General features: G+C 64.7%; 24 protein-coding genes. 17 read left to right on the top strand and 7 right to left on the bottom strand.

Annotation, left to right across the window (positions count from 1 at the left end):
- Positions 1-152: 152 nt before the first annotated feature.
- The 4 genes from GGQ74_RS05320 to GGQ74_RS05305 are packed head-to-tail and all read right to left on the bottom strand — an operon-like array spanning position 153 to position 4,933.
- Positions 153-1,730 (bottom strand): sigma-54-dependent Fis family transcriptional regulator, encoded by a 1,578-nt coding sequence (locus tag GGQ74_RS05320; protein WP_167940472.1) that lies wholly within the window; start codon positions 1,728-1,730, stop codon positions 153-155.
- A gap of 51 nt (positions 1,731-1,781) precedes the next feature.
- Positions 1,782-2,372 (bottom strand): indolepyruvate oxidoreductase subunit beta, encoded by a 591-nt coding sequence (locus tag GGQ74_RS05315; protein ID WP_167940471.1) that lies wholly within the window; start codon positions 2,370-2,372, stop codon positions 1,782-1,784.
- A complete protein-coding gene (gene iorA, locus GGQ74_RS05310) occupies positions 2,369-4,210 on the bottom strand; it encodes an indolepyruvate ferredoxin oxidoreductase subunit alpha (protein ID WP_167940470.1) in 1,842 nt (613 codons plus the stop codon). The genes GGQ74_RS05315 and iorA overlap by 4 nt, the downstream gene beginning before the upstream one ends.
- 51 nt (positions 4,211-4,261) lie before the next feature.
- Positions 4,262-4,933, bottom strand: a complete 672-nt coding sequence (locus GGQ74_RS05305; RefSeq protein ID WP_167940469.1) for a tetratricopeptide repeat protein — start codon at positions 4,931-4,933, stop codon at positions 4,262-4,264.
- 270 nt (positions 4,934-5,203) lie between these two features.
- Here GGQ74_RS05305 and GGQ74_RS05300 point away from each other — a divergent pair, with 270 nt between their 5' ends.
- From GGQ74_RS05300 to GGQ74_RS05290, 3 genes are all read left to right on the top strand, one after another.
- Positions 5,204-6,463: a glutamate-5-semialdehyde dehydrogenase gene (locus GGQ74_RS05300; RefSeq protein ID WP_167940468.1), complete on the top strand. Its 1,260-nt coding sequence runs from the start codon at positions 5,204-5,206 to the stop codon at positions 6,461-6,463.
- Positions 6,463-7,122 (top strand): nicotinate (nicotinamide) nucleotide adenylyltransferase, encoded by a 660-nt coding sequence (nadD, locus tag GGQ74_RS05295; protein WP_167940467.1) that lies wholly within the window; start codon positions 6,463-6,465, stop codon positions 7,120-7,122. The genes GGQ74_RS05300 and nadD overlap by 1 nt, the downstream gene beginning before the upstream one ends.
- A 224-nt stretch (positions 7,123-7,346) precedes the next feature.
- Positions 7,347-8,180: a tetratricopeptide repeat protein gene (locus GGQ74_RS05290; protein ID WP_167940466.1), complete on the top strand. Its 834-nt coding sequence runs from the start codon at positions 7,347-7,349 to the stop codon at positions 8,178-8,180.
- An 89-nt stretch (positions 8,181-8,269) separates the two neighbouring features.
- On the opposite strand, the gene GGQ74_RS05285 is transcribed toward GGQ74_RS05290, so the two are convergent.
- The 3 genes from GGQ74_RS05285 to GGQ74_RS05275 are packed head-to-tail and all read right to left on the bottom strand — an operon-like array spanning position 8,270 to position 10,927.
- Positions 8,270-9,280, bottom strand: coding sequence for a glycosyltransferase family 9 protein (locus GGQ74_RS05285; protein ID WP_167940465.1), 1,011 nt, complete (start codon positions 9,278-9,280; stop codon positions 8,270-8,272).
- A complete protein-coding gene (locus GGQ74_RS05280) occupies positions 9,273-10,313 on the bottom strand; it encodes a glycosyltransferase family 9 protein (protein ID WP_167940464.1) in 1,041 nt (346 codons plus the stop codon). The genes GGQ74_RS05285 and GGQ74_RS05280 overlap by 8 nt, the downstream gene beginning before the upstream one ends.
- A complete protein-coding gene (locus tag GGQ74_RS05275) occupies positions 10,310-10,927 on the bottom strand; it encodes a D-glycero-alpha-D-manno-heptose-1,7-bisphosphate 7-phosphatase (RefSeq protein ID WP_167940463.1) in 618 nt (205 codons plus the stop codon). The genes GGQ74_RS05280 and GGQ74_RS05275 overlap by 4 nt, the downstream gene beginning before the upstream one ends.
- A 212-nt stretch (positions 10,928-11,139) precedes the next feature.
- On the opposite strand from GGQ74_RS05275, the gene GGQ74_RS05270 reads away from it, so the two are divergent.
- The 14 genes from GGQ74_RS05270 to guaB all read left to right on the top strand — a co-directional run bounded on the left by GGQ74_RS05270 (position 11,140) and on the right by guaB (position 24,123).
- A complete protein-coding gene (locus tag GGQ74_RS05270; protein ID WP_167940462.1) occupies positions 11,140-12,183 on the top strand; it encodes a CNNM domain-containing protein in 1,044 nt (347 codons plus the stop codon).
- Between the two features lie 10 nt (positions 12,184-12,193).
- Positions 12,194-12,625 (top strand): cytochrome c maturation protein CcmE, encoded by a 432-nt coding sequence (locus tag GGQ74_RS05265; protein WP_167940461.1) that lies wholly within the window; start codon positions 12,194-12,196, stop codon positions 12,623-12,625.
- Positions 12,626-12,696: 71 nt separating this feature from the next.
- Entirely contained in the window at positions 12,697-14,571 is a 1,875-nt protein-coding gene (locus tag GGQ74_RS05260; protein WP_167940460.1) for a heme lyase CcmF/NrfE family subunit, read from the top strand.
- Between the two features lie 10 nt (positions 14,572-14,581).
- Positions 14,582-15,247: a heme ABC exporter ATP-binding protein CcmA gene (gene ccmA / locus GGQ74_RS05255; protein WP_167940459.1), complete on the top strand. Its 666-nt coding sequence runs from the start codon at positions 14,582-14,584 to the stop codon at positions 15,245-15,247.
- Positions 15,244-15,921, top strand: a complete 678-nt coding sequence (locus tag GGQ74_RS05250) for a heme exporter protein CcmB (RefSeq protein ID WP_167940458.1) — start codon at positions 15,244-15,246, stop codon at positions 15,919-15,921. The genes ccmA and GGQ74_RS05250 overlap by 4 nt, the downstream gene beginning before the upstream one ends.
- Before the next feature lie 88 nt (positions 15,922-16,009).
- Positions 16,010-16,690: a cytochrome c biogenesis protein CcsA gene (gene ccsA, locus GGQ74_RS05245; protein ID WP_425338080.1), complete on the top strand. Its 681-nt coding sequence runs from the start codon at positions 16,010-16,012 to the stop codon at positions 16,688-16,690.
- Between the two features lie 45 nt (positions 16,691-16,735).
- The gene (locus tag GGQ74_RS05240) at positions 16,736-16,876 is read left to right on the top strand and encodes a CcmD family protein (protein ID WP_167940456.1); all 141 of its coding nucleotides are present in this window, start codon (positions 16,736-16,738) and stop codon (positions 16,874-16,876) included.
- Positions 16,866-17,498 (top strand): tetratricopeptide repeat protein, encoded by a 633-nt coding sequence (locus tag GGQ74_RS05235; RefSeq protein WP_167940455.1) that lies wholly within the window; start codon positions 16,866-16,868, stop codon positions 17,496-17,498. The genes GGQ74_RS05240 and GGQ74_RS05235 overlap by 11 nt, the downstream gene beginning before the upstream one ends.
- 333 nt (positions 17,499-17,831) lie before the next feature.
- Positions 17,832-18,983, top strand: coding sequence for an ABC transporter substrate-binding protein (locus tag GGQ74_RS05230; protein WP_167940454.1), 1,152 nt, complete (start codon positions 17,832-17,834; stop codon positions 18,981-18,983).
- A 118-nt stretch (positions 18,984-19,101) separates the two neighbouring features.
- Complete coding sequence (locus tag GGQ74_RS05225; protein WP_245168125.1) at positions 19,102-19,998, top strand: branched-chain amino acid ABC transporter permease; 897 nt, start codon at positions 19,102-19,104, stop codon at positions 19,996-19,998.
- A gap of 8 nt (positions 19,999-20,006) precedes the next feature.
- Positions 20,007-21,065 carry a branched-chain amino acid ABC transporter permease gene (locus tag GGQ74_RS05220; protein ID WP_167940452.1) on the top strand — a complete coding sequence of 353 codons (1,059 nt, stop codon included), beginning with the start codon at positions 20,007-20,009 and terminating at the stop codon, positions 21,063-21,065.
- Complete coding sequence (locus GGQ74_RS05215) at positions 21,049-21,840, top strand: ATP-binding cassette domain-containing protein (protein WP_167940451.1); 792 nt, start codon at positions 21,049-21,051, stop codon at positions 21,838-21,840. The genes GGQ74_RS05220 and GGQ74_RS05215 overlap by 17 nt, the downstream gene beginning before the upstream one ends.
- Positions 21,827-22,534 (top strand): ABC transporter ATP-binding protein, encoded by a 708-nt coding sequence (locus GGQ74_RS05210; protein ID WP_167940450.1) that lies wholly within the window; start codon positions 21,827-21,829, stop codon positions 22,532-22,534. Before GGQ74_RS05215 ends, GGQ74_RS05210 begins: the two co-directional genes overlap by 14 nt.
- A 74-nt stretch (positions 22,535-22,608) precedes the next feature.
- Positions 22,609-24,123: an IMP dehydrogenase gene (gene guaB, locus GGQ74_RS05205; protein ID WP_167940449.1), complete on the top strand. Its 1,515-nt coding sequence runs from the start codon at positions 22,609-22,611 to the stop codon at positions 24,121-24,123.
- Positions 24,124-24,139 lie beyond the last annotated feature (16 nt).

Here is a 24,139-nt window from a genome sequence, read left to right as displayed (position 1 = left end):
CTCGCGTCTGCGGATGGTCACGGATGGGACGCGACCACTTTAGCACGCTTTGCGCAGGCGTGTGAATGCATGCCCGCAGCGGGGACGCGCAAAAGGAAAAGGCTCCCGCCGAAGCGGAAGCCTTTCGCATGGAATTCCCGAACCGGAGGCTGCTAGCGCTTGCGCGAGCGGCCCACGGCGAATTTCTTGGGGTCCAGCCGGTACTTCTTCACCTTGTAATTGATGATGCGGTAGCTGGCCTTGAGGTCCCGTGCGGCCTGAAGCATGTTGCCGCGCGCTTTTTTCAGCGCATCCACCAGAAGTTCCTGCTCGAAGCGCGACACGGCCTCGCCGAAGGAGAGGCTGGTGTCCGTGGCCGAGGATTCGGCCGTCTGCAGGCTCGGCGGCAGATGGTAGGTGCGGATGACCTCCTCGTCGCAGATGAGCACGGCGCGTTCCATGCAGTTGGCCAGTTCGCGCACGTTTCCGGGCCAGTGGTACTGCTGGAGCAGATCAATGGCCGGGGTGGAGATGCGTTTGACGTTCTTGCCGTACTCCTCGGCGTAGCGCTGCATGAAGTGTTCGGACAGCGGCAGGATGTCGAGCCTGCGTTCGCGCAGCGGCGGAATGAAGATGGGAAAGACGTTGATGCGGTAGAAGAGGTCCTCGCGCAGGGTGCCTTCCTCCAGCATCTTTTCCAGCGGGCGGTTGGTCGCCGTGATGAGCCTGGCGTCCACGCGGATGGTCTGTTCGCTGCCGATGCGCTGGATTTCGCGCTCCTGAATGGCGCGCAGCACCTTGGCCTGCGCTTCGAGGGACAGCTCGCCGATCTCGTCGAGGAACAGCGTGCCGCCGTCGGCGAGTTCGAAGAGGCCCTTCTTGTTGGCCACCGCGCCGGTGAATGCGCCCTTGGTGTGGCCGAAGAGTTCGGATTCAACAAGTTCGGCGGGCAGGGCCGCGCAGTTGAGCTTAATCAGCGGCTTGGTCTTGCGCGGGCTGACGCTGTGCAGCGCCTCGGCCAGCAATTCCTTGCCGGTGCCGGATTCGCCGCGCAGAAGCACCGTCGCGCGGCTGGGGCCGACCTGCGACACCTGCTGGAGCACCATGCGCATGGGCTTGGACGCAGCCACGATGTTCGGATGCGCGTAGCCCTCGGTTCCGGCCTGCACGGGCGGAAGGCCCTGCGCCATCAGGTGGCGCTGCATGGCCAGTTCCTCCTGCAACGTCGCCACCTGACGGGCGACGAGGGAGGCTACCACCTGCAGAAACATGCAATCGGTCTCAAGCTCGGACGGGTCGGCGGCGGGCACGTCCACGGACAGGGTGCCGAGGATTTCCGCGGCCTCGCCGGGGTCGGCGTAGCGCACGGGCACGCAAATGAAGCCCAGATGCGCCATCTCCTCCTTGGTCCGGCCGAAGGCGAGGTTCAGGAAGGACGGGTGGTCCTTCTGAACCGGCACGATGACCGGCTTGCCGGAGTTCATGACCTCGCCAGTCACGCCTTGTCCCGGTTGGTAGGAAACCTCCGCATACCGCTGGGAACCGACGGTCACGCTGAGTTTGAGGGTATTTGTTTCGGGGTCGAAGATGGTCAGCAGGGCGCGCTTGTACCCGTGCTCGTCGCACAGGGTGCGCAGGATGGTCTTCAGGCCAGACTGCATGGCACCATGCGGACCGATTTCCTCAACGATCCGTATCAGCGTATCGAAGTACGCGGACTGTCGTTCCGGCGAGATGGCTTGGCGTGGCATCGCTTTGTTGGGTTGTGCGGGGAGCCGTGGCTCCCCGCGTGTGAGTCGTAATCAGGAAACCGCGGCAACCCCAAGGTCGATGGCCTTGAGGTTCATGTCCACGACCTTGGGCTTCAGACGTGCCTTCACGGCGGCGATGAGATCGTCGGGCGTGAGGGGCAGCGCGCCGGTGGCGCAGGCCGCGCCCAGAAGGGCGAGGTTGCCGCACTGCAATGCGCCCACCTCGGCGCCGATGCTCTGGCAGGGCAGGAAGACCACGCGGCTGGCGCAGGCTTCGGCCCTTTTGCGGATGTCATCGAGGCTGGGGTAGGTTTCGCGGCCCATGGTCACGCCAAGCGGCATGATCGGCTCGGCGTTGGAGACGATGGTGCCGCCTTCGGCCACGAGGTAGGGCAGGGCGCGCAGGGTTTCGAGCGGCTCGAAGCCGAGTAGCACATGCGCTTCGCCGTGGCTGATGCGGGGGCTGCGGTAGCCGCCGAGCAGCAGGGTGGATTCCACCACGCCGCCGCGCTGGGCCATGCCGTGCACTTCGCCGGCGGTGACGTCGATGCCCTTGTCCATGGCTGCCTGGCCGAGAATGATGGTGGCGGTGAGAGTGCCCTGTCCGCCTACGCCGGTGAGGAATACGCGAGTTCCGGTCATGACTGGCTCCTCTTTCGCGCCTTGATGTCGGGGCAGATCTGCATGCAGAACATGCAGCCCGCACACTGGTGCTCGCTGATGGCGACCTCGTCCCCGTCCTTGCGGAAGGCCGGGCAGGCGAGTTCGGTCAGGCAGCGGGTCACGGCCTCGGTCTGTTCGGCCACGTAGGCCACGTTGGGACGTGCCTTGCGCAGGGTGCGGCGGGCGAACAGGACGCATGGTTCCTCGGCGATGAGGACGCGCACGCCGGGCAGGGCTTTCAGCTCTTCCACGGCGGCCATGGTCTTCTTGAAGTTGTAGGGCGATACGCGACGGATGTGCTCCACGCCGCAGCCGCGCACGATGGTCTCGATGTCCACCTTGCTCGGGTTCTCGCCGTGGATGGTCGTGTCCACGCCGGGATTGGGCTGATGGCCGGTCATTGCCGTGGTGCGGTTGTCGAGGATCACCAGCAGGATGTCGTGGCGGTTGTACACGGCATTGACCAGCCCGGTGATGCCGGAGTGGAAGAAGGTCGAGTCGCCGATGAAGCCGACCACGGGCTTGTCCTGTGCCTTGGCGAAGCCGCAACCAGCGCTGACGGAGGAACCCATGCACAGCAGGAAATCCGCAGCGGAGAGCGGGGGCAGCAGGCCGAGGGTGTAGCAGCCGATGTCCGAGGAGTACACGGCGTTGTCGCCGTATGCCTGACGGATGGTGTAGTACAGGGCGCGGTGCGAACAGCCGGCGCAGAGGTTCGGCGGACGCATGGGCAGCTTCTCGGGGGCGGGGCAGGACGCCGTGGCGTCCGTCTCACCCACGAAATCGGCCACGGCAAGGCGGACCTGCCGCGTGCAGTATTCGCCGAGGCGGGTCAGGTGCTTGCCCTTGCCCACGATCTCGACGTCGATGCCCCTTTCCTGCGCGATGGCGCGAAGGGCCTGCTCCACGAGCGGTTCGCCTTCCTCGACCACGAGCACGCGGCGGACCTCACGCAGGAAGTTCGCGAGCTTTTCCTCGGGCAGGGGATAGGTCAGACCCAGGTTCAGCACGCGGAAGCGGCCGCTGAAGCGTTCCTCGTCGAGGACGTCGGCCACGTAGGCCCGGGCCATGCCCGAAGCGACCACGCCCACCTCGCCGTTGCCGGAGACGGTGTTCCACGGGGAGGACTCGACGGCTTCGCGGATCTTGGTCAGATTCTCCAGCAGCGCGATGTGGCGTGCGCGGGAGACGGCCGGAACCGGTACGAAGCGCCCGGGATTCTTGGTGAAGTCTGGGCCATGCAGTGCGCCGGGGCGCGGACCGAAGTCCACGGGACCGCGCAGATGCGCCACGCGGGTGGTGGTGCGCAGCATGACGGGTTGCTCGAAACGGCGCGACAGCTCGAAGGCGTCGCGCGTCATGTCCTTGGCTTCCTGCGCGGAGGACGGCTCGAACACGGGCATTCCGGCGATACGGGCGTAGTAGCGGTTGTCCTGCTCGTTCTGGCTGGAATGGCAGCCCGGGTCGTCGGCGGAAAGAAGCACCAGACCGCCCGGCGTGCCAATGTAGGCCAGCGTCATGAGCGGGTCCGCGGCGACGTTGACGCCGACGTGCTTCATGGTGACGAGGGTGGGGGCACCGGCAAGGGCCGCGCCGCCGCCCACTTCAAGAGCGACCTTCTCGTTGACGGAATACTCGAAGGTGTAGTCCCCATCGGGGGACAGCCGGAAGAAGGTGTCCGGCACCTCGGAGGACGGTGTGCCGGGGTAGCAGCTGACAAAGGCCACGCCAGCTTCAAGGGCGCCGCGCACGATGGCTTCGTTGCCCAGAAGCAGATGGCGTTCCCCGCCGTCCTTGTTGAGAAGCGGATGAGACATGATGCAGATTCTCCCTATGCATTGCGTATCGGAAAACCCGGGGACGGCGCCCTAGGAGTTCTTGGCGATCTGAGCCTCCAGGCGGGCGATCTTGTCTTCGATGTAGCCCTTGTTGCCTGCGGTGGCCGCTTCGAGCAGCTTCTCGTAGGCGGCGCGGGCGCGGGCGAGGTCGCCGGTGGCCTCTGCGAGGACGGCGGTCTGGCGGGCGAAGACGGGCGCGAAGGCGGCGGGGGCATTGGCGGATGCGGATTCGAGAACGGCGAGGGCTTCGGCGTTCTTGCCAGCGCGGGACAGCTCGGCTGCCTGACCAAGCGCGGCCATGGGGCCTACGGCGTTGCCGGAGGCGACGATCTTGCCGAGTTCGGCGGCGGCGCGGTCATGGTCGCCAGCCTCGGACAGGGCGCCAGCCAGCTCAAGGGCAATGGCGGCGCGAAGTTCCTCGGGGGCGGAGGCTGCAAGCGCGTCGAGCGCCGCGACACGTTCGGCCGGAGCCTTGGCGAGGGCTTCACCAATCTCGGTGCGGGCTTTTTCCACGGCGGAGGCCTGGACGTGCTTGTACACGGCGCTGGCGCCTACGGCGATGACAAGCAGCGCGATGCCTGCCAGAATGAAACGAATGTTGTCGACGATGGCCTGCAGCACGGGGTGCAGCTTCGACGGTACGTTTTCCAGAAGTTCTTCCACGGGGGCTCCCTGATTCGGAGCGGAAGCGGTGTCGGTCATCTCGGTCTGTCCTCCATAAGGTGCATATTGACTTGCTGGCGGGATTTGGCACAAAAAAGGCAGCCCGCAATGCGGGGTCAGTATTTTTATCGCTGCTTTACAGAAATGTCAAAAGAACTCTTGTAGGATTTTTTCCATTTCTGTTGTAATCGTTTTTCGTAGGATTTCAAGGACTTTTCCCGGTATTCCGAATGCAATTCGTCCTTTCGCGCGGGCCGGGCGCGTGCAACGCGATGCAGGGCGTGTCGGATCGCCGTGCGAGGAGGAATGATGAATATTCAGGAAATGATGCGGGACATGGGGCGCAAGGCCCGCGCCGCATCCCGGCGGATGGCGGTTGCCTCCGCGACGGTGAAGGTCGATGTGCTGAACAGGCTGGCGCAGCTTCTGGAGGCCGAGGGCGACGCCATCGCCGAAGCCAACGCTCTGGATATCGCCGCCGCCACCGAAGCCGGAATGGATAGCGCGCGGCTGGATCGCCTGCGCCTGACGCCCGCCGTGGTCGACGCCATGGCAGAGGCCTGCCGCGTGGTGGCCGCCCAGAGCGACCCCGTGGGCGAGATTTCCACCATGTGGAAGCGCCCCAACGGTCTGCTGGTGGGGCGGATGCGCATCCCTCTCGGCGTTATCGCCATGATCTACGAGTCGCGCCCCAACGTTACGGTGGATTCGGCCATTTTGTGTCTTAAGGCGGGCAATGCCGTCATCCTGCGCGGCGGTAGGGAAGCCTTCCACTCCAATCGCTTCCTCGCGTCTCTCATCCATCGCGTCCTCGCCGAGGCCGGGCTACCCGAGGACGCCGTGCAGGTGGTGCCCACCACCGACCGCGCCGCCGTGCCCGCCCTGTGCAAGCTCGACGAATTCATCGACGTCATCATTCCCCGTGGCGGTGAGAACCTCATCCGCGCCGTCGTCGCCGACGCGACCATGCCCGTGCTCAAGCACTACAAGGGCGTGTGTCATGCCTACATCGACCGCGCGGCGGACCTCGACCGCGCCGTGGAGATCGTCCACAATGGCAAGGTGCAGCGCCCCGGCGTGTGTAACGCGTTGGAGTGCCTGCTGGTGCATTCCGCCGTGGCCGAGCGTTTCCTGCCCATGGTTGCCGAGCGCCTCGGGCGTGACGGCGTGGAGCTTCGCGCCTGCGAACGCTCGCTGCCGCTGCTTGGCAGTGCGGCCGTTCCCGCTTGCGCCGAGGACTGGGGTATGGAGTTCCATGCGCTTGTCCTGGCCGTGAAGGTCGTGGATTCCGAGACCGAGGCCCTCGATCACATCGCCGCGCACGGGTCCAATCATACCGAGATCATCGTCACGCAGGATCACGACCGCGCCATGCGCTTCCTGCGCGAGGCCGACGCGTCCATGGTGGCCATCAACGCTTCCTCGCGCTTCAACGACGGCGGCGAGCTTGGCCTTGGCGCGGAAATCGGCATTAGCACGTCCAAGCTGCACGCCTACGGTCCCATGGGGGTCACCGAACTCACCAGCTCGAAGTTCGTGGTCTTCGGCGAAGGACAGGTGCGCGGCTAGTGGCACGCATCGGACTTCTCGGGGGCTGTTTCAACCCCGTGCACAATGGTCACGTCCGTCTGGCCGTCGAGACGCTTGAACAGCTCGCGCTCGACTGGGTGGAGCTTATTCCCGCCGCCGTGCCGCCGCACAAGGCCGGTCCGGACATGCTGGATTTCGAACTGCGCGCGGCCATGGTCGATGCCGCCGTGGACGGCGTTGCCGGATTGCGCGTGAACCGCGTCGAGGCCGAGCGCAGCGGCCCGTCCTACACGGTGGATACGCTGACCCTCTTGCGCGAAACCCGGCCGGGCGACGAGTTCTGGTTCATCATGGGCGCGTGCGATCTGCATGCCCTGCCGCATTGGAACCGGGGCATGCGCATTCCGGAGATGGTTAATCTCGCCGTGGCCAACCGTATCGACGAAGACCTCGACCGTGTGACGGCCTTCGTGGCCGAAACGTGGCCGGACGCCGTGTGTGAGGGCGAAGGCGCGTGGCGCTTCGGCGGCGGCACGCGGCTGGATTTCGTCTGTGTGCCACGCATCGACGTCAGTTCGTCTTTCGTGCGCGAGCGCTGGTGCGCGGGGCGGCGGCTTCGTGGCCTCGTGCCCGGGGGTGTGGAGCGGTGTCTCGATGCCGAGCGCGAGCGCGTGGCGCGACAGTGGGTGGCCAGCTGATCCGATTCGTCTGAATGAAAATACCTTACGATCTCGAAGGCCTGCGACGTGTGTCGCAGGCCTTTTGCTTTCATGGCGGGAGCGGTCGGGAACGCGGGGATGGTGCTGCAATGGGATTTCCATGCATCACGGCCTGAACCTTGAATGTTTCGTCAGGATGTGCAATGCAGAAGAATGGTGCATGACATGTTTCGCCATTCCGGAAGACCACGGCGGGGAGGGGAATGATGTTCGATACGCCGGACAAGCGGGTACGGGAGGACTTCGCGCGGGCCAAGTCCGCGTTGCTTAAGGGGGAAGTCGCCAAGGCGCTCCATCATGCGGAGGATGCGCTTCGTCAGATGCTGACGGGAAAGATATTCGGCCGCGCGCGTTTCGAAGTTGAGGTGCATTTGCAGGAATTCCTCAAGGACTTCAATCGGCATCCGGACGTGAAGTCGTTTATGGCGGCGAGGAATGTGCACACCACGCCCTACGTGGCGTTCAAGCGCGGGGGTGAGCGGGAGGTGCTGGATTTCATCGAACATACGCTGGAAGGCCTTGAAGGGGCGCAGAAGGCCGCCGAGGAAAACGCCGAGGCCGAGCGCCTTGCCCGCAAGGAGGACTTGCTGGCCCGCGCGCAGGAGGCGCTTGACGCCAAGGACTTCCCGAAGGGCAAGAGCATCCTGCGCCATGTGGTGGAGGAATTCGGCGGTGAGGATGGAATTCTGCGCGACGTGGGCGCACGCATGCTTAAGGCCGGGTTGTTCTTCGAGGCGGGCGAGGTGCTCGAACAGGCCCTCGATCATGATCCGCGCGACAGCAAGGCCCTCGCTTTTGCCGTGCAGGCCTATAAGAACGCTCGCGAGTATCCGAAGATGGAAAAGATGTACAAGTTCGCCATCCGTACCTTCGGCACGCATCCGAAGACGCTTCTGCATATGGCCGAGATGTATCTCGAATGGCGTAAGTACGACGAGGCCTACAACCACGCCAAGCAGGCCTACGACGCCGACACGTCCCTCGACAGAGCCAAGGAGATCATGGACGTTACCGGCAAGCGCATTTTTGGCGGCTGAACAGCTCCTTTCCCTCTTTTGAAAAAAGCGACGGCCGCCCATGGACGAGGCGGCCGTTTTTGCGTGCGATGCGATGGGCGACGGGTGGGTCAGCCGATGACGGCTTGAGCCACGGTCTCGGGGCTGATGTCGCGCATGCAGCGTGTGTCGAGGCGGCATCCCTTGCCACCGTGCAGCGAGCAGGGGCGGCAGGGCAGGTCCGTCTGGAGCACGATGTCGTGCTCGCCGCTGGGGAAGAAGCCCCAGTGCTCCGTGGTGGGGCCGAAGAGCGCCACGGTTCGCGTGTCCACGGCGGTGCCGAGGTGCATGGGGCCGGAATCGCCGGTGACGAGGACGTCCGCGCGGGCGAGGAGTGCGCATGTCTGGCGGATGGTGGTTTTGCCCGTGAAGTCGATGACGCCTTCAGGCGCGTCATCCCCGAAGAGCGGCTGCGGGTCGCGGCCTAGCACGATACAGCGCCAGCCAGCCTCGCGCAGGAGCTGCGTCAGCCGTAGCCAGTGCGCTTTAGGCCACTGTTTGCCCGCGTGGGTGGCGTAGGGGTGCAGCGCCGCCACGGGGGCATTTAGGCCGTGGCGGATGAAAATGTCGTCCGCGAAGGTGCGTTCGTCGTGTGAGAGGTGGATGCGCGGGCGGACGTCCATGCGAGCGGGCGCGGTGTCGTCCACGGCGAGTGCGTAGCGCTGTGGCACGTTGAGGGCCGCGAGGCGATCGCCGAACATGGCCAAGCGGGTGCGGCCGAACAGGCGGCGACTCAGCGAAAATTTCGGATAGCGGCGCACCGGGCCGTTCCAGCGGGCGGCGAGCATCATGGACCGAAGCGTGCCGTGCAGGTCCAGAAGCCCCCATCCCGAATATTGCGAGGCCAGCGTGCGCGTTGCGCGAATCCAGCCCGGACCGTGCAGGCTTTCCTCGTCGGGCATGATGATTTTGTCCACGGCGGGGTGTCCGGTGAGGGCGGGGGCGAAGGCCTTTCGCGTGAGTACGTGGAAGCGCCAGCCGCGTGTCTCGTGCAGATGCGCGAGGACGCCGGTGGTCAGGACCACGTCGCCCAGCGCGGAAAGTCTGATGACGAGCCAGTTGTCGGGTAGCGCTTTAGCCACGGTGGGCCTCCAGCTTGGGTGCGATGGCGGCCCATGCAGTTTCGGGCGTGATGTCGCGCATGCAGCGGTGGTGCCCCTGCGGGCACTCGCGCGGACCGTGTAGCGAGCAGGGGCGGCAGGGTAGGTCCGCTTCGAGCACCGTGGAATGCGGGCCGCGCGGGAAGAAGCCGAGCCTGCGCACTGTGGGGCCGAAGACGGCGACCAGCGGGGTGTCCTGCACCCATGCCAGATGCATGGGGCCGGAGTCGCCGCTTAAGTAGCAGCCCACGCGCCCGATGTGGGCCGCGAGGTCCGGCAGGGAGAGCGCGCCCGCGAGGTTCGTGACCCGTTCGGCTAGCGGGCCGAGGTCCGCCTGCGCAATGACCTGCGCGGCAAGAGGTGCTTCCGACGGCCCGGCGAATACGATGACGCGAGCGCCGTTTTCCGCCGCGAGCTTCACCGTCCGGGCGAAATATTCGACGGGCCACTGCTTGGTGGGCCATGTGGAGCCGGGATGCACGCCGAGGATGGGTGCGTCGTCGCCAAGCGTCGCGAAGAATGCGTCGGCGCGGGTGTGGGAGTCTTCCGGCAGGACGAGGTGCGGCTGTGCGATGGGCTGCGCGTCCAGCGGTTCGAGGAGCCGAAGCAGGCGTTCGATCTCGTCGAAGCGGTCGAAGGCGCGGTCCACGGTGTGGGTGTAGAGCCAGTTATTGAACCACGGGCGCGAATAGCCGATGCGCCGGGCCGCGCTGGTCCAGCGAGCGATGAGTCCGCTGCGCAGGCTGGTGTGGGCGCTTATCCACAGGTCGAAGCGTTCGTTGGCGAGGGCGCGGCCAAGGCCGTACGCGCCGCCGAAGCCGCTCTGCGCTCCTCGCTTGGCGAAGCCGCGCACCGAGGCCAGCTCGGGCTGGGCGGCGAAGAGGCTCTCCAGTCCCTTGCGCACGAAGAAATGCAGCTCGGCCTCGGGGTAGGCCCGGGCCAGCGAGTGGATGAGCGGCAGCGTGAGTACGGCGTCGCCCAGAAATGCGGTGTTCCAGATTCCTATTTTGGTCATGTGGTGCGTGTGCCGGATGATGCGTTATAATGAAGAATGCAGTCGCAGGCCGCGCCAAGGTCCCGCGCCACGTAGTGGGGCAGGCCCGGCCGCAGTGGAGCCGTTTCGCTCCATGGCCCTTCCGGCTGCGAGAGTCCGTATTTTTCGAGCTGTCCGGCTCCCTTTCCCGTCAGCACCAAAATGGACGCAGCAAGGCCCGCGTCGATGCCGAAGCGCACGTCGGCGGCCTTGTCGCCGATCATGACGGTGCGTTGCGGGTTCAGGGCGTGGGTGGCGGCGAGGGCCTTCCACATGCCGATGTCCGGCTTGCGGCAGTCGCACGCGGTGTCCGGGGCGTGAGGGCAGAAGGCCGTGCCGGTGATGGGTGCACCAGCCGAGGCCAGAAGGCCGTTCATGCGGCGTTCCACGGCGAGATAGTCGGCCTGAGTGAAGTAGCCCCGTCCGATGCCGGACTGGTTGGTGGCCACGAACAGCCGAATACCTGCGGCGTGCAGGCGGGCAAGCCCGTCCGTTGCGCCGGGGATGAATTCGATCTGCGCGGGGTCGTGGAGATAGTGCTTGTCCACGATGATGGTTCCGTCGCGATCGAGGATGACGTTTTCGATGATTTGCATGCGGTGTGTCTTGGGTAATGGCTGGTCGCCGTTCGGGTTCTTTGTGCGGCAAGAGCGGCGAGCCGTCAAGGGCGGCGCAATGTGCAGCTATTGTCACTTGCGCGCGGCGGCCCCGCTCTGGTAGAGAGCCAGTTCAACAGAGGTACATGTGAAACCCCACCAATTCATAAATAGTGTCGTAGTCTGGCCGCTTGGCCCCCTCGGAGCTCGCCGTGCTTGAGCTCATCCTTTCCGTCGGTCTTGCCGTTGGCATTTCGATGTTCTGCTCGGTAAGCGAGGCCGCGCTGTATTCCGTTCCGTGGAGCCGCATCGAGCAGCTTCGCAAGTCCGGGCGCAAGGTCGGTCGCCTTCTTTTCAATCTTCGGTCGAACATCGAGAAGCCCATCGCGGCCATCCTGACCCTCAACACCGTGGCCAACACGGCTGGCGCGGCCATCGCCGGCGCTGCCGCCGCCAAGGTGTTCGGGCAGGAGAACCTTGCGTATTTCACGGTCGCCTTCACGGTGGTCATTCTCATCTTTTCCGAGATACTGCCCAAGACCGTGGGCGTGATGTATACCCGCACCCTTGCGCCATTTCTGGCCAAGCCGGTGCAGTTCCTCGTGTGGGCGCTCGGGCCGGTGATCTGGCTCTTGGGCTTCGTGTCGCGGCTTCTCCAGCGCAAGGCCAAGGGGCCGACCGCGACGGAAGAGGACATCACCGCGCTGGCGGCGCTGTCGCGCCGGGCCGGTGTGCTCAAGCCCTACGAGGAGGAGTCCATCCGCAACATCCTTCAGCTCGACGTGCGGGTGGTGCGCTCCATCATGACGCCGCGCACGGTGGTGTCCTCGCTACCCGCGTCCATGACCGTGGAAGTGGCCCGCGAGGATAAGCACTGCTGGACGCACAGCCGCGTGCCCGTGTTTGAGGGCGACGAGCCGGAGGACATCGTGGGCATCGTCTACCGGCGCGACGTGCTGGAGGCGGCGGCGGAGGATTTGGAGGACAAGCGCCTGTCGGATCTCATGAAACCCGTGCACTTCGTGCTCGACACTCTGACCCTCGACAGACTGCTTATCAAATTTCTCGAAGCCCGCATGCATCTGTTCGTGGTGCTTGACGAGTACGGCGGACTCTCCGGCGTGGTGACGCTGGAGGATGTGCTTGAGGAGATTCTCGGCAAGGAGATCGTGGACGAGACCGACGAGGTCGCGGACATGCGTGAACTCGCCCGCCAGCGTCGCGCCGAATTGGCGCAGGCGGGCAAAAAAGCCTGATGGAACGCACATGGCGAAAAAATCGAACAAGAACGTCTACATCGTGGCCCTGCTCCTGCTGCTTGGCGGACTCGGCTACCTTCTGTTCTCGGGCCTGTCCCAGAATAGCGTCTATTTCCTCAACGTCTCCGAGGCGCTGGCCATGCCCGCCGACGAGCTGTCCAACATCCGCCTGTTCGGCACCGTCGCCGATTCAGGGATTGAGGGCGGCCCCGGCCAGATGGGCGTGAGCTTCCACCTGCTGGACAAGAACGGTGGCGAGCGCTTCATCCCCGTGCGCTATACGGGCGTGGTGCCGGACACCTTCAAGCCCGGCGTCGAGGTCATCGTCGAGGGCGGGCTGGAGCCTGCCAGCGGCGTGTTCGGCGCGCGCACCCTCATGACCAAGTGTCCCTCCAAGTATCAGAAGCAGCGTGACGAGGAACGGGCAGCGCAGGGCTGATCGTCCGGCTGACCGTTTCCTTCGCAGCATACGAGTCCGGCAGGTCCGGGCCTTCCCCCACGAGGTGATTGATGCATCTGTTTGCCCATTTCTGCCTGCTCGCCGCCTTCACCGTCTCCATCGCGCTTGCCGGACTGTCGCTGTATATGGCGTGGACCGGGCGGCGGACCGCCTCCGCGTGGTCCGAACGCGGCCAACTGGCCGTCTTCGCGCTGATTGTGGCGGCCTCGGCGGTGCTGACCCGCGCGCTGGTGGCGCGTGACTTTTCCTTCCAGTACGTGGCCCAGTACACGGACACCTTCCTCCCCATGTTCTACACGCTCACAGCGTTCTGGGCGGGGCAGGCCGGTTCCTTCCTGTTCTGGGCGCTCTCCATTGCCGCCTGCGGCGTGTTTTACGCATCCACCGACCACTACCGGCGGCTTTCGCCCGAGACCCGCGTGTGGTTCTGGCTGTTCCATTCGGGCGTGCAGGCCTTCTTCCTGTACATCCTGACTGGGCCGTCCAATCCGTTCCTCGAACTGTCCCCCGCCCCGGCGCAGGGCAACGGTCTCAATCCGCTGCTCCAGAACCCCGGCATGATCTTCCATCCGCCGCTCCTGTTCATCGGCTACGCCGCGTTCACCGTGCCGTGCTGTCTGGCGCTGGCCTCGTGGCTTAATGGCGAACGTGAGGAGTGGCTGCCCTGCGGTCGCCGCTGGGTGCTTTTCGCGTGGATGTTCCTGACTGCGGGCATCATCCTCGGCGCGTGGTGGTCGTACATGGAGCTTGGCTGGGGCGGCTACTGGGCGTGGGACCCGGTGGAGAACTCCTCGCTCATTCCGTGGCTGTCCGCCACGGCCTTCGTGCACACGGCCATCATCCAGTCGCGCAGGAACTCCCTGCACCGGATCAACGTGTTCTTCATCGCGCTGACCTTCCTGCTGTGCATCTTCGCCACCTACGTGGTGCGAAGCGGCGTCATCGACTCCCTGCATGCCTTCGGGCGCAGCGAGCTTGGCGCGCCGCTCATGTTCTTCATGCTCGCTGGCCTGTTCGTGGCGCTGGTGGTGACCTTTTCCAACCGCGCGGCAGATGCCCGGCCGCTGGATGAATTGACCTCTCGCCCGGGGCTGCTGTTCATGGCCGCATGGCTGTTCCTCGCGCTGGCGCTGGTGGTCTTCCTCGGCACCATGTGGCCGGTGATCTCCAGCATGTGGAGCGCCAAGCCCGTTGGACTCGAACCCGCCTTCTACAACCGCGTGTGCCTGCCGCTGTTTGCGCTCATCGCCGTGTTTCTCGTGTTCTGTCCGTGGCTCGGCTGGAAGGGCGGCCTGCGCGACAAGCGGATGTTCATCGCCGTGTGCGCGTGCCTCGTGCCTGCGGCGGCCTTCCTCTGGTTCTTCGGAGTGAAGCATCCCGTGGCGCTGGTGGGTGCCGTGTCCGCCGTGGTGGGCATTGCGGGTATCGTGGGTCTGTTTGCGACCCAGAAGGGCATGGTGGGCAACGGTTCCATGTGGGCTGCCTATGGCGTGCACGTGGGCCTTTTGCTTATGACCCTTGGCGTGGCCTTCTCCGGCCCGTACAAGGTCGAGGCCGAGGCCGTGTTGAATCCCGGACAGTCCATGCGCATCGGCGCGTACGACGTGCGCTATCTGGACAACCGCGAAATCACCACTCCGGCCATGGCCTGCTACGAGGTGCGCCTCGCCGTGACGCGCGACGGCAAGCCCGTGGGCGAGCTGACGCCGCAGCGCCGCGCCTACCGCAATAACGACAACGTGTTCGCCGAGGTTTCGGTCATTCCCGGCCTTGGTGACGAGATATACGCCACGCTGGTGGGGTCCACCCGCGAGGGGCAGGCTTCGCTCAAGCTGAGCATCAATCCGCTGGTGAACTGGATATGGATTGGCGGCACGCTCATGACGCTGTTCCCCCTGCTGGCCTTCGTGAGAAGAAAAGCGTAAGGGAACCGGCATGATGCTTCGTCTTTCCAATGTCGCCAAGTTCTATGGCTCCAAGCTCGTATTCCGCAACGTGAGTCTGGAGCTTGCGCGTGGGCGCGTGCTGCTTCTCGTTGGCGAGAACGGCGCGGGCAAGTCCACGCTACTCAAGATCATGTCCGGGCTGTCCCGCCCTTCGGCGGGGAGCGTGCAGTGCGACGCCCCGCAGGAGCGCATCGCCTACATCGGTCATCAGACCTTCATCTATCCCCGCCTTTCGGCCGTGGAGAACCTCGCCTTCTGGGCGCGGCTGTACGGGCTGGATGGCGGGGAGACTCGCCTTATGGCTGCTCTAGACCGGGTGGGGCTCAAGGCTGCGGCCCACGAGGAGGCTGGTTCCTTTTCGCGCGGCATGGCGCAGCGCCTGTCGCTGGCGCGGGTGTTCATGATCGAGCCGGAGCTTCTGTTCCTCGACGAGCCGGGTACCGGACTCGATGTGCGCTCGCAGGAGATCATGCACCGCGAGATCGCCGCCGCGCGCGGGCGCGGAGCCACCATCGTCTGGGTTAGCCACGACGTCGCGGGCGACCTGCACCGCGCGGACACCGTGCTCGCCATCGAGCGGCACTGCGTCGGCTATTTCGGCGATGCCGAGGACTACGTCCCCACCGGGGCCGTGGCTGCGGGGGGTGCGGCATGATCGCGCAGTCCATGACCATCGCCCGCAAGGATCTGCGGCTGGTGCTCGCGGGCGGCGTGGGGCTGGCCCAGCCGGTGCTGCTTGGGCTTCTGCTCATCTTCGTCTTCAGCACCTCGCGCCCGCCCGGGGAACTCGTGCCCGCGCAGGCCGCTGCCGGTATTTTCTGGCTGGCGTCGTGCTTCTCGCAGGTGCTCATCTTCAACACTCTCTATGGGCTTGAAGAGGTCAACGGCGCGCGCATGGCGCTTCTGCTGTCGCCCATCTCCGTGCACGCCGTGTGGCTTGGCAAGGCCGTGGCCGGGTTCCTGCTCCTTCTGGCCTCGCAGCTGGTGTTTCTGCCTGCGGCGGTGGTCTTTCTGGGGCAGGATCTGCATGCCGGATTCGCCATGCCGCTTGCGACGCTTTTCGCCGTGGACTGGGGCGTGGTGGTGCTCGGGGCGCTACTCGGCGCGTTGGCGCAGGGGCAGGCGGCCCGGGAGTCGCTTCTGACGCTCATTCTCTTTCCGCTGCTCATCCCGCTGTTGTTGGCCGGGGTGACCATTGGCGGAGCGTATTTTTCGGCTGCGCCCACGGGCGGGCTGACCGGCTGGCTGGGGCTGGCCGCCGGATTCGACGCGCTGTTCACCGGCGCCGCGCTGTTCCTCTTCCCCCACGTGTACGGGATGGAGGAGTAGGGCGTTTGCGTGGCAGGGCCTGCGTGTCACGGCGCAAAGCGTGCCCGGTCCGCAGGAACCGATACCTGTTCGAATGGAGAGCAATTTCGTGAATACCCGTGTGAACTGGCTTCCTTTCGCCGCCGTCGCCGCGGCGCTGGCGCTGTGCGTCAGCCAGTGGTTCATCTGGATCTATGCGCCCGTCGAGGAGACCCTCGGCCCGGTGCAGAAGATTTTCTATTTCCATCTTGGCCTCGCATGGTGGGCGCTGGTCAGCTTTTTTGTGGTCTTCGTGGCGGGCCTCGGCTTCCTGCTGCGGCGTACGCCCGGCTATGATCATCTGGGTGGTGCCGCCGCCGAGGTGGGCGTGCTGTTTTCCGGGTTGGCCCTCGTCACCGGCTCCATCTGGGGCCGCGCCTCGTGGGGCGTGTGGTGGACGTGGGACCCCCGCCTGACCACTACGCTCATCATGTGGTTCGTGTACTGCGCCTATCTCGTGCTGCGCGCGAGCGGCATCGGGGCTGAGCGCCGTGCCACGGTGTGCGCCGTGGTGGGCGTTGTCGCCTTCCTCGACGTCCCGTTGGTGTTCTACTCGGCGCGCATGTGGCGCAGCATCCATCCGGCCGTCTTCGCCCGCGAGGGGGGCGGTCTGGAGCCGGAGATGCTGACCACGCTTTTCGTGTCCCTCGCGGCCTTCGGGCTTCTGTGGCTGTGCGTCACCGCGCTTCGCGCACGCCAGCTCGCGATGGGAGAAAAACTCGACGCCCTCGCCAAGGGCGGTTTGCACTAACGACAGACGCGCGGCCTCCGGCGAAACGGGGGCAGGGAGTACGTCATGGATTACACCGCATATCTTCTTGTCGCCAACGTGGCCGTCTGGCTCGGCGTGGGCGGATACATGATGTTCATCGGCGCACGCCAGCGCCGTTTCGAATTGCGCCTCGCGCAGATGGAGCAGCTTCGCGATGACGTCTAAATCGGCAAAGAAGGCGGCAGGGCAGCAGGCGCAGGGCGTCGGCGGGCCCGGCGCGCGGCAGATTCTGCTGATGGTCATGGCCGTTGGCATCGTGACCATGGTCGCGGCGTCCTTCATCTACAGGATGTCGCATCCGTCCATGACCGTGCAGGCCGGGCAGAGGCAGCACACCGCGGCGGACCACGAGGAAGGCGGCGAAGAGTCGCCCATGGTGATGATCCGTTCCCTCATGGCCGAACTGGAGAAGAACCCCAACGATGTGCACGTGCTGCACACGCTGGGCGAGCAGTTCATGCGCATGCGTGCGTGGGACCGCGCCAAGGCGCTCTTCGATCGCGCTCTGGCAGTGGAGCCGTCGAACCTGCAGGTGCTGCGCATGTACGGCATCGTGGAGTTCAATCTCCAGAAGTACCCTGAGGCCGCCGAGAAGTTCGAGATGGTCATCGCCGTGGAGCCGCACGACTACATGTCGCACTACAACCTCGGCGTGCTTTATGGCCACTTCATGAACGATACGGCCAAGGCCAAGGAGCATCTGAAGATCGTCGCCGAGGCCGAGGACGCTCCGGAGCAGACGCGCATCGAGGCCAGAAGCGAAATGGAGCGTCTGGACGCGAAGTAGCCGCGAACTCGTAGCTCTCGAATCATTGTTTCAGCATCAAGGGAGAACCCGTCGGGTTCTCCCTTTTTCGTTGCGCGGTCGGCGGTGCGGGGTGTGAACTGTCATGAATGGTGTTGTATGTGGTCAGTGGTGGAGGATGATTCGCAGCATTTGTGAGCGAATGAACGAATGTGATGCTGTTTGACAGTTGCACCGGCATGTGGCAACAGACCATAAGGTGAAGTATTCGCCGGAGAAGTGTATGCGCACGGCCATGCGAATGAAGGAAGGAGGCGATGTGCGCGTGTGGTGAACGGGGTGAAACCATTTCCAAGCTCCACTGGAGGATGTGTCATGAAGCGTAAAGGATGGTTGGTTGCCTGTATTGCTGTTGCCGCACTTGCCTTTTCGGGGAGCCACGCATTCGCCGATGTCATCAGGATCGGCTGTGCGTCGCCGTTCACCGGCGCGCTCGCCCCCTATGGCGACAACGTCAAGGCCGGAGTGAGCATGATGGTCGAGGAAGTGAACGCCAAGGGCGGCATCAACGGGTCGATGATCGAGGTCGTCTACATGGACGAACTGTGCGACCCCAAGGAAGCCGCAACCGTTTCGGCCAGCATCGCGCGTGACGACACCATCGTCGGTGTGGTGGGGCACCTGTGCTCCTCCGCGCATCTTGCCGCGCTGCCTACCTACGTGCGCCACGGCATTCCCGTCATCTCTCCCACGGCCACCAGCGTTACCATCAGTGACCAGAATCGCGACCGTAAGGGCCTCGTCTGGGCCTTCCGGGACGTGTATCGCGATGATTTCCAGGGCATGTTCCTTGCCCGCTACGCCGTGGAGAAGCTTGGACTCAAGCGCATCGCCGTGTTCTACGAGAACAACGACTACGGCATCGGCCTGAAGGACGCCTTCGAGAAGAAGGCCAAGGAACTTGGGGTGGAGATCGTGGGCGAGGAAGCCTACGTGAAGGGCACCCCGGACTTCACTCCGCAGTTGACGAAGCTCAAGGCCGCCGGTCCCGATGGCCTGTTCATTTCCGGCTACTACAACGAGGGCGCGCTCATTGCCGATCAGGCTCGCAAGGTCGGGCTCGACGTGCTCAAGTTCGGCGCGGACGGCTTCGATAATGAGGACTACCTGAAGCTGGCCAAGGACGCCGCCGAAGGCACGTACCTGACGGTTCCTTTCCTTGCTTCCGAGGCCGGACCGGCAGCGCAGGAGTTCATGACGAAGTATCGCGAGCGCTTCGGCCGCGAGGTCGATTACATGAGCGCCAACGCCTACGACGCCGCGGGCATCCTGCTGCGAGCCATCGAGCAGGCCGGGCCGGATCGCGCGAAGATCCGCGAGTACATGGCATCCATGGATACCCCCGAGAAGGGCTACGCGGGCGTGTCCGGGCTGACCTACTTCGACGCCAATGGCGACGCGCAGAAGCCCGCCTTCGTGAAGATGGTGAAGGGCGGGAAGTTCGTTCCCGCCGAGCAGTTGAAGTGATCATGATTCCCGCATGAATCGGAAGGGGACCGGGCGGCGCGTCCGGCCGGTCCCCATTCGTGCCGCTGCCTGCCGTTTTCGCTGGCGCGGGCAGCGCCCTCCAACACCCGGAGCCGTCTTGCTCGAACAATTCCTTGCCCAGCTCGTCAACGGCCTGACCCTCGGGGTCATCTATGCCCTCATCGCCGTGGGCTACACCATGGTCTACGGCGTCATCGAACTCATCAACTTCGCCCACGGCGAAATCTACATGCTTGGCGCGTTTTTGTGCGTCACGTTCATCAGCGCGCTCGGCATTCCGTTCTACCCGGCCATCGCGCTGGCCATGCTGTGCTGTGCGGCGTTTGGCATCCTGCTCGACATCGTTGCCTATCGTCCGCTGCGCAAGGCCCCGAGGCTCGCCGCGCTCATCACGGCCATCGGCATGTCCATCTTTCTCCAGAATCTGGCCATGGTCATCTGGGGCAGCCGCCCCAAGCCCTTCGCTCAGGAGGCTGTGCCCGCCTACCTCAAGCTGACGGCTGTCGATGTGGCGGGGGTGCACCTCACGTGGTTGCAGGTGTTCATCTTCGCCGTGACCATCGGCATGATGGGCGGGCTGTACCTGACCATCACCCGCACCCGCATCGGCACGGCCATGCGTGCGCTGGCCCAGAACAAGACGGCCGCCGCGCTTATGGGCATCAACGTCAATTTCGTCATCTCGTTCACCTTCGCCCTTGGTTCGGCCATGGGCGCTGTGGCTGGGGTGCTGGTGTCCGTCTACTACAACACGCTTTCGCCCACCATGGGCTACGTGGCGGGCGTGAAGGCCTTCGCGGCGGCGGTGCTGGGCGGCATAGGCTCCGTGCCGGGGGCCATGCTCGGCGGGGTGGTGCTTGGCGTGGCCGAAGCACTCGGTGCGGGCTATGTGTCGTCGCTGTATCGCGACGGCGTGGCCTATGCAGTGCTCATCGCGGTCATCCTGTTCCGTCCGTCCGGCCTGTTGGGCCGGGCCGTGATCGACAAGGCGTAGGAGGGCGCATGAAGGCGAAACTCTCCACACGTGCGCTGTTCGTGGCGCTGGCCGCGCTCATGGCCTATCCGTTCATGCCCTTCGCCAGCGAGTACGTGTTGCACGTCATGATTCTCATGATGGTGTACATGGTGCTCGCCATGGGGCTGAACATCGTGCCGGGCTTCTGCGGATTGCTGGACCTCGGCTTCGTGGGGTTCTACGGCATCGGGGCCTACACGTCGGGACTCCTCACCATTCACTACGGCGTGCCGTTCTGGTTCATCGTGCCGCTGGCTGCGCTCAATGGCGCGCTGTGGGGCGTTTTGCTTGGCGCGCCGACGCTTCGCCTCACGGGCGACTACTTCGCCATCGTGACCTTCGGCTTCAGCGAATTGGTGGTGCTGTTCCTCACCAACGAGATATGGCTCACGCGGGGACCGCTGGGGCTGCCGGGCATCGACCCTGTGAGCATCGACCTCACGTGGCTCAATGAGGATTGGTTCTGGGAATTTCTCGGTGAGAAGCCGTATTTCCATCTGGCCGCACTCATGGTCGGTGGTGTATGGTTCGTGGTGCGCAGGCTGGAGGATTCACGACTCGGGCGGGCGTGGTTCGCCATCCGCGCGGACTCGCTGGCCGCCGCGAGCTGCGGGGTGAACATCCTCAACTACAAGGTCATCGCCTTCGCCATTTCGGCGTCGATAGGCGCGCTGGGTGGGGCCTTCTTCGCCCGCTGGACGCTGTTTCTCTCGCCGGACATGTTCAAGTTCTGGGAGTCGTTCCTCGTGCTGTGCATGATCGTCCTCGGCGGGCTCGGCAACGTGTACGGCGCGCTGGTCGGCGCGGCGGTGCTGACCGCGCTTGGCGAGGTGCTACGCGAGGTGCTGCCCGTGCTCGGCATGCCGCCGGAGGTGCGTTTTCTGGCCTATGGCCTGATCATGGTGCTCATCATGCGCTTCAAGCCTGGCGGATTCTTCCCGGCCATCGCCACCAGCGGGCGATCGAATCCGGCGCTGGCGGACGTTCAACGCCGCATGGCCGCGCACGGCGCGACAGGGGAGGGTGGCGGTGGAACCGCTTCTTAGCGTCACGGGCGTGAGCAAGCGCTTCGGCGGGTTGCTGGCCCTCTCGGATGTGGACTTCGACGTCATGCCCGGAGAGATTCTCGGACTCATCGGTCCCAACGGCGCGGGCAAGACGACCATGTTCAACTGCATCGCCGGAGTGTACAAGCCCACGCGGGGCGAAATAACCCTGCGCGATGGCGGGCGGACGGTGCGTATGAACGGATTCAAGCCGGAGCGCGTGACCACGCTTGGCGTGGTGCGGACCTTCCAGAACATCCGGCTGTTCAGCGAGTTGACGGTGCTGGACAATGTGCGCATCGGGTGCCACTGTCGGTCGCACAGTACGTTTTTCGGCGCAGTGCTGCGTACGCGCGCCCAGCGCGCGGAGGAGCGCGGCATCGTGGAGCGCTCCATGCACTGGCTTGATTTCGTGGGGCTTGCGGGCAAGGCGCTGGACGATGCCGCTAGCCTGGCCTACGGCGACCAGCGGCGGTTGGAGATCGCGCGGGCGCTGGCCACGGAGCCGAAGCTCATTCTGCTCGACGAGCCAGCCGCGGGTATGAATCCGCAGGAAACGCGTATGCTGGTGGACCTCATCCATCGCATCCTCGGGGTCGGCGTCACCGTGGTGCTCATCGAGCACGATATGAAGCTCGTCATGACCATCTGCGAGCGGTTGGTGGTGCTGGATCACGGCCTCAAGCTGGCCGAGGGCGAGCCGGAGGCCATACGTGCCGACCCACGCGTGGTGGAGGCCTATCTTGGACGGGGGGCCGCACATGCTCAGGGTTGAGGGCATCCATACCTATTACGGCAGCATCCACGCGCTCAAGGGCGTGTCGCTGCGCATCACCGAGGGCGAGATCGTGACCCTCATCGGTGCCAACGGTGCGGGCAAGACGACCACCCTCATGAGCATCTGCAACGTGACGCCCGTGCGCGAGGGTAAGGTGAGCTTTCGCGGGGGCGACATTACGCGCCTGTCGTCGGACCGGATCGTGGCGCAGGGCATTACGCAGGTCCCCGAGGGGCGGATGATCTTTCCGGTGCTCACCGTAGAGGAAAATTTGCTCATGGGGGCGTATCTTCGTCGCGACCGCGAGGGAATTCGGCGGGACACCGAAAAAGTCTTTGATTTGTTCCCCGTGCTGCGCGAAAGAAGGCGCCAGCATGGCGGAACATTATCGGGAGGCGAGCAGCAAATGCTTGCCATAGGGCGTGCCCTTATGGCACAGCCACGTCTCCTGCTGTTGGACGAGCCATCGTTGGGACTCGCGCCCATCGTTGTGGAAAATATCTTCGAGGTCATCCGGCAGATCAATCTCGCAGGCACCACGGTGCTCCTTGTGGAGCAAAACGCCCAGATGGCGCTGTCCATAGCGCACAGGGGGTACGTGCTCGCCACCGGCGAGGTGATCATGGAAGGGACTTCCGAGGAACTCCTGAACGATCCAAAGGTCCGGGCCGCCTATCTCGGCGAGGACTGATCAACCGGTCCGCGCCGCCTTTGGCCGCCCGTCCCTGGGACCCCACCTTCAAGGACGCATGGAGTAACGAAGTCATGGAAAAAGTTGTCATGAAAGCGCTGACTTTCGATGATGTCCTGCTGCTGCCCGCATATTCCGAGGTGCTGCCGGACGAGGTCGACGTGAGCACGAATCTCACGCCCGATCTGAAGCTCAACATCCCGCTGGTCAGCGCGGCCATGGACACGGTCACCGAGTCCGAAATGGCCATCTCCCTCGCACGCAACGGCGGCGCGGGCGTCATCCACAAGAATCTCACCATCAGGCATCAGGCCCTTGAGGTCGAGAAGGTCAAGAAGTCCGAATCGGGCATGATCATCGATCCCGTGACCATTCCCCCGGACATCACCGTCGGCCACGCTCTGGGCGTCATGTCCGAGTACCGCGTGTCCGGCCTGCCCGTCGTGCGCGAAGGGCAGTTGGTGGGCATTCTCACCAACCGCGACGTGCGCTTCGTGTCCAATCTGGACATGATGGTCAGCGAGGTGATGACCAAGGAAAATCTGGTCACCGTGCCCGTGGGCACCACCCTCGAAGAGGCCAAGGCCCACCTGCACGCGGCGCGCATCGAGAAGCTGTTGGTCGTTGACGACCACAACAACCTGCGCGGCCTTATCACCATCAAGGACATCGAGAAGATCCGCAAGTATCCTCTGTCCTGCAAGGATGAGCACGGCCGTCTGCGCGTTGGCGCCGCCATCGGCGTCGGCAAGGACCGCGACGAGCGCGCCGATGCGCTGCTCAAGGCCGGTGCCGACTTCCTCGTGCTCGATTCCGCCCACGGGCATTCCGCCAACATCCTGCGTTCCGTCAAGGCGCTGCGTAGCCAGTATCCCGATGTCCGCCTCATCGCGGGCAACGTGGCCACCTACGCTGGTGCCAAGGCGCTGTTCGAGGCTGGCGCGGATACCGTCAAGGTCGGCATCGGCCCCGGCTCCATCTGCACCACCCGCGTCGTTGCCGGCGTGGGCGTGCCGCAGATCACGGCCGTCATGGAAGCCGTACGCGCCGCGCGCGAGTTCGACCGCTGCATCATCGCCGACGGCGGCATCAAGTTCTCCGGCGACGTCGTCAAGGCGCTGGCCGCGGGCGCGGATGCCTGCATGATGGGCTCCCTCTTCGCCGGTACCGAGGAAAGCCCGGGCGAGACCATTCTCTATCAGGGCCGCACCTACAAGATCTACCGCGGCATGGGTTCCATCGACGCCATGCGCGAGGGCAGCTCCGACCGCTACTTCCAGGAGAAGCAGGCACAGGCCGAGAAGCAGGAAGCCTGCGCCACCGGCGGCAAGCTGTCCGAGGAATCCAAGAAGCTCGTCCCCGAGGGCATTGTGGGCCGCGTGCCCTACAAGGGTGCCGTGACGGACAGCATCTACCAGCTGCTTGGCGGTCTTCGCGCGGGCATGGGCTACACCGGCTGCGCCACCATCGCCGAGCTGAAGGAAAAGGCACAGTTCACGCAGATCTCCACCGCGGGCCTGCGCGAATCCCACGTGCACGACGTCATTATCACCAAGGAAGCCCCCAACTACCGGGTGGATTCCTACTAACCCGTCAAACGAAAGG

It is taken from the genome of Desulfobaculum xiamenense (assembly GCF_011927665.1).
GTDB classification, from domain to species: domain Bacteria; phylum Desulfobacterota; class Desulfovibrionia; order Desulfovibrionales; family Desulfovibrionaceae; genus Desulfobaculum; species Desulfobaculum xiamenense.
Note: the sequence above shows the minus strand (reverse complement) of the source record. Positions and strands in the feature narration are given on the sequence as shown.